The sequence below is a fragment of the Sulfolobus sp. B1 genome (assembly GCF_007050195.1).
In the GTDB taxonomy this organism is placed as follows: domain Archaea; phylum Thermoproteota; class Thermoprotei_A; order Sulfolobales; family Sulfolobaceae; genus Saccharolobus.
The window spans coordinates 1-4,731 of record NZ_QIMI01000124.1 but is presented as its reverse complement, the minus strand read 5'-3'; the positions used below and the strand labels follow the sequence as shown (position 1 = coordinate 4,731).

The window sequence follows — 4,731 nt, the reverse complement described above, 5'->3', positions numbered from 1 at the left end:
TTCAATACTTTCGGTCTTTGATCCAGATCATATAAGGAGGATCTAATCTCGTGATAAATGACTCCTCCCCTATTAGGAGAGCCTATAGAATAATCTCTGTCAATCACACAAACCACCTTAGCTTGACTTAAGTACTTTATTACGTCTTGAGTTGGAAATGGTCTGAACCATCTTATTCTCAGCATTCCTACTTTATATCCTTGGTTTCTCATCTTCTTTATAGCGACTTTCATAGGCTTTGATACAGTTCCCATTCCTATGAGAACGATTTCGGCATCATCAATCATGAAAGGTTCTACAAATGGATTTTCAGGCATTTCGATCTCGCTTGTAGAACCAGGATATCTTCCAAAAACTTTCTTAAAGCTCTCATACGCCTCAACTATTACTCCTCTAGCTCTTTCAACTGCCTCGTCATGCTGTCTCCTTATCTCCATTACCCAATCCTCGTTAACTTGCGGAGCTACTGTTATAGGATTATCAGGATGTACTAGGTACTTACCTCTATTATAAGGAGGCAGGAAATCCTTGACTAATTCCTTCGGGGGCAACCTAACTATTTGCTCTGAATGGGTTAGAAAGCCTGCATCCATTGAGATCCCTACGGGTACGAGCACCCTAGGATCTTCCCCGACTCTATAGGCTATTAAAGTAGTATCAAATGCTTCCTGGGCAGTATCTACCCATGCCAATAACCAGCCTACATCTCTAACCATCATTGCATCATTGTGTTCAACTCCATATACTCCGGGATCATCTAGAGCTCTATTTCCTATTATAGCAACTACTGGAGCCCTATCAGTTGCTGTAACTACTATAGCCTCCATTGCATATAACCAACCTACACCACTACTCCCTACTAAAGTCCTAGCTCCTACTAATGATGCATGCTTGACTGTCTCAAATTGTCCATGCTCTCCTTCAGCTACTATGAACTCTGCATCTAACTCACCATCAGCTATTAACTTAGATATCGTATCCATCACTTCTGTATAAGGTCTTATAGGATATGCTGCTACTACGTCAACGTCAGCATACATTGCTGCATTTGCTACAGCTTGCGTTCCATTCATTAGGACTTCTCTTTCAATTATTTTTCTAGTCTCTGTCATCTTCCCAACCCCGGAACGTATACTCTTTCCTTCCTCGCATTTCTTACTTCTTTCAACCACTCCTTATACTTAACCTTATTCTCCTTCCACATCTCATACGGTCTCCTATAGTCAGTAAACATACTTTCATCTACCATTACTATACAGTCCTTCACGGGGCATACTTCAGCACATATCCCACAGCCTACGCAATAATCGTAGGCTATATCGTAATAGCCGTCAGGAGTTTCATCGAAGCATTCATCTGGGCAATATATCCAACATAACTTACATTTTATACAAGTGTCAAAATCTACAGTTGGTCTTTCAAATTTCGTAGTTCCCCTCTTGAACTGTTCATTTCTTTTACCTCTCGGCACTGCGGGAACAACAGTTCCCTCAAGCATTTCCTGCCATGTTAGGAGTCTCGGAGGATTGTAAATGAAATCTATTCCCTCTCCTTTCCTAATTGTTCTATAGTCTACTGAAGAAAAGGCTTCCTTAACAGCAGATATTCTTTTATCCGAACTTTGCTTTTTACTAACATATTTTACTAGATGATCTATATCAATTATATCTGGTCTGAGTTTAGCAATAGCTCCCCAAACTTTTTCCATCGTTAAATCATCTTTGAAAGCCCATAATCCAGAGAAAGAAGGCTCAGTTTTTATCACACCAAAAGTCCATTCGAAATCCTTTTTCGGCACCATCTTGACTAATTCATCCATTCTCTTAGTTGATGTAACTATCATCGTTCCATTTGCTTTTAACTTAAGATTTATTGGTTGTACTCCTTGCCAAGCCCATGACTCAACACCTTTAAGTAGAGTATCATCTAGAACTACTATGACATCTACTAAATCAGGCTCAACTCTTGTTGAATATCCTATTAAATCCTCCTCACCTATACCATTACCTATCCCTACATAATATTTTGCCGGTACTCCATTTCTTTCGGGAGAATCCCCATATCTTCCGAAGGACAATGCAGGTTTACCCATTTCTCTTGCAGTATAAACTATACCCTCAGCTATGTATTTAGCGAGTCTCTTCTGGAAGATTCCCCTATATACTATTTCAACATACTTTACTTCATCCTCTGTTTTCATTAAGTAAATTATCAATAATCGATTATATATAGATTGATTTGTAATTTTGGCAATTAATGATCAATCCATTCTAACTATGACCCGCTAAAGTTAAAGATAATTTGTAAAGATTGCAATTATAAACGTACCGATTGTTAAAGTAGCTATCAACAATTTTCTATACAGATTTGGTAAAATAGTTTAAAAACATCTTTATTTAATACTGAACTATATTCTCTTGGTTTAAAGCTTAATATATTCCGAAGCAGACTATGCAAAACTATTCATAGATTTAAAAATAAGATGGAGAGTTAAAAATGTGGAATGGAAAAATAAGAAATAACTTTTAAATAAAAATGTCTTATTTTTCAATATATCCCTCAGGAATTTTTCTATTACCTATAATGCCACTGAAGAGTCCTAATAATATCCCTATCCAATTTATCGCTATTCCTAAGCCTACTATAGATGCTGAATGTTTATTCACACCTATCACATCTATTCCAAATCCTATCAACAGCACTATCCAACCAATTATATAGATTATGGTATCAGAAACATTAATTAGCCCCTTGTGAAAGATGTACTCCCCACTATCTTGATTCTCGTTCATTTTTTATCTACCTCCTTTCAATTTTTGTTGAATCTCGGGTGGAATTGGCTCCCTTAATTTCTGTCTTACCTTTATGTATTGTTCTAATGTAGGAGGTTTCTCGACAAACCATACTAAGGCTGCGGCTATCAACGAAAAGACCGCGCCTATCCAGAACACTACTGACCAAGCAAAGTTGGTTATTGTTATTGGTGCGCTAGTTACTACATCAGCCCATGTCCCCCCTGAAACAAGAGTTAGTATAGTTGCAGCTACAATTCCCCCGAAAGCTCCACCGACTACTTTTAATGCATACGGTATGCTCCAGTTTCTGCCTATATAATTTTCGCCGAAATAGTCAGCTATTATTAGCCAATCGAAGACAAAGCAGGCTCCGGAGACAGCACCTGTAGCTACAGCTAAAATTGCCCATAACCACGCTATGTGAGCGAGACCAGCATAAAGTACGCCAAGGCCTCCTAATCCCATAAATGCATAGAATATAGTTAAAGCTTTCCTTCTACCAATGAGGCTTGAAATAAAACCTTGGAATGGTCTTCCTAATCCATCAGTGAAGGCGAAACCAGCTGCACCTACCGCGAAGGCCACACCACCACTGAATCCCATAGCTGCTCCAAATGGAGCGTAAAAGGACACATTAAATAGAGACGCAGCTAATGCGAGAGTGAAAGATGCCATTTGAGCTTTACCTTGTGGTGTAGCAAGCATTTCTCTCGGTGTCCATTGAGCTACTGGAGGTGGATTAACCCTTAGCTCCCTCGATTTTAACCTAGCTTCTCTTGCAGCTATAGGATCTACATCTTTTGGCCACCAATATTTTGGTGGATCTACTACTAGTAGTCCAGCTATCATCAAACCTATGCCGATAGTTAAACCCGTAATATACAAGATCGTCTGAAAATCGCTTTGATTAAAGTAGTAAATGTAGAGTAGTATAAAGGGTACAGCTCCATAGGCCCATGCACCATTAGCAAGTCCTAACCTCCATCCCCTTTTCTCTGGGAACCATTTATTTACTACAGCACCACCTACGGCGTATCCTAGTCCGGCACCTACACCACCTATCGCGGCGTATCCAACATACGCTATCCAAGGCTGAAATGAATTAGCAAAAAGGTAATATGCAATCATCAACATTGCTCCTCCAAAAAGAAGGGCTCTTCTAGGGCTTATCAAGCCTCTTTCCCTAAGCCATTGAAAGATTAAAGCGGTTATTGTAGCTTGAAAAAGTACATAAGCAGTATAGTTAAAGAATCCCTCAGCTAAGGACCATCCATAATGGGAAATAACTGTTGTCGAAGCTGCACCCCATCCATACTCAAGCACGCTTCCGAAGAAGAACGACATCCAAGCTCCAAGAAGGAGTAATCTTCTACCTATTGGATAACCTAGCAATTTCTTCGTTATCGCTTTAACGTCCTCACCTACTCTGTACTTCCTACCGGTTCTGTCGATTATAATTGTATACTCTCCGTATGGAGATCTAAATTTGCTAGACTCTTCCATTTCTATCGTGATATTATTGGTTAAAATGAATAAAAACCTATCTATCAATCAATAATTAAATATCTTGTTATTTTTTTATAAATCAATGTTTGAACATTACATTTTTTTCATAGTATAGTATTAGAATGTAACATATATGTTCATAATTAAAATAAAATAAAGGTCTATAATTGACAAAATCGGTTGATATTATATTGCAAAAAATTAAATTCTTATCATGAAATACTTCCCAACTTATTATTAGACCCACATAATTTTGTGAGAATTTTTTAATGCGATAAGGGGAATGAGTGTAGACAACAATTTGGTTGTTTTGATATAAATTGAGTTTTCTTCATTATGAAAAAGTATTTTTCGGGTGAGGTTATTTATTGAGGTGAGAATATCAATAGGTTTGATTTTCTCGCCCTCACCCAAATTATCTCTACCCTTT

At 38.0% G+C, this 4,731-nt stretch carries 5 protein-coding genes; all 5 read right to left on the bottom strand.

The window, feature by feature from the left end; translation table 11 throughout:
• On the bottom strand, nucleotides 1-1,112 hold a 1,112-nt coding region (locus DMP16_RS08005), incomplete at its 3' end, for a pyruvate ferredoxin oxidoreductase (protein WP_143577068.1).
• Nucleotides 1,109-2,200 carry a 4Fe-4S dicluster-binding protein gene (locus DMP16_RS08000; protein ID WP_069281409.1) on the bottom strand — a complete coding sequence of 364 codons (1,092 nt, stop codon included), beginning with the start codon at nucleotides 2,198-2,200 and terminating at the stop codon, nucleotides 1,109-1,111. The genes DMP16_RS08000 and DMP16_RS08005, both read right to left, overlap by 4 nt.
• A gap of 340 nt (nucleotides 2,201-2,540) precedes the next feature.
• Nucleotides 2,541-2,792, bottom strand: a complete 252-nt coding sequence (locus DMP16_RS07995) for a hypothetical protein (RefSeq protein ID WP_069281407.1) — start codon at nucleotides 2,790-2,792, stop codon at nucleotides 2,541-2,543.
• 3 nt (nucleotides 2,793-2,795) lie between these two features.
• Nucleotides 2,796-4,346: an MFS transporter gene (locus DMP16_RS07990; protein WP_069281406.1), complete on the bottom strand. Its 1,551-nt coding sequence runs from the start codon at nucleotides 4,344-4,346 to the stop codon at nucleotides 2,796-2,798.
• A 192-nt stretch (nucleotides 4,347-4,538) separates the two neighbouring features.
• Nucleotides 4,539-4,731: hypothetical protein (locus DMP16_RS11215; RefSeq protein ID WP_221929528.1), on the bottom strand; the 193-nt coding region annotated here is incomplete at its 5' end.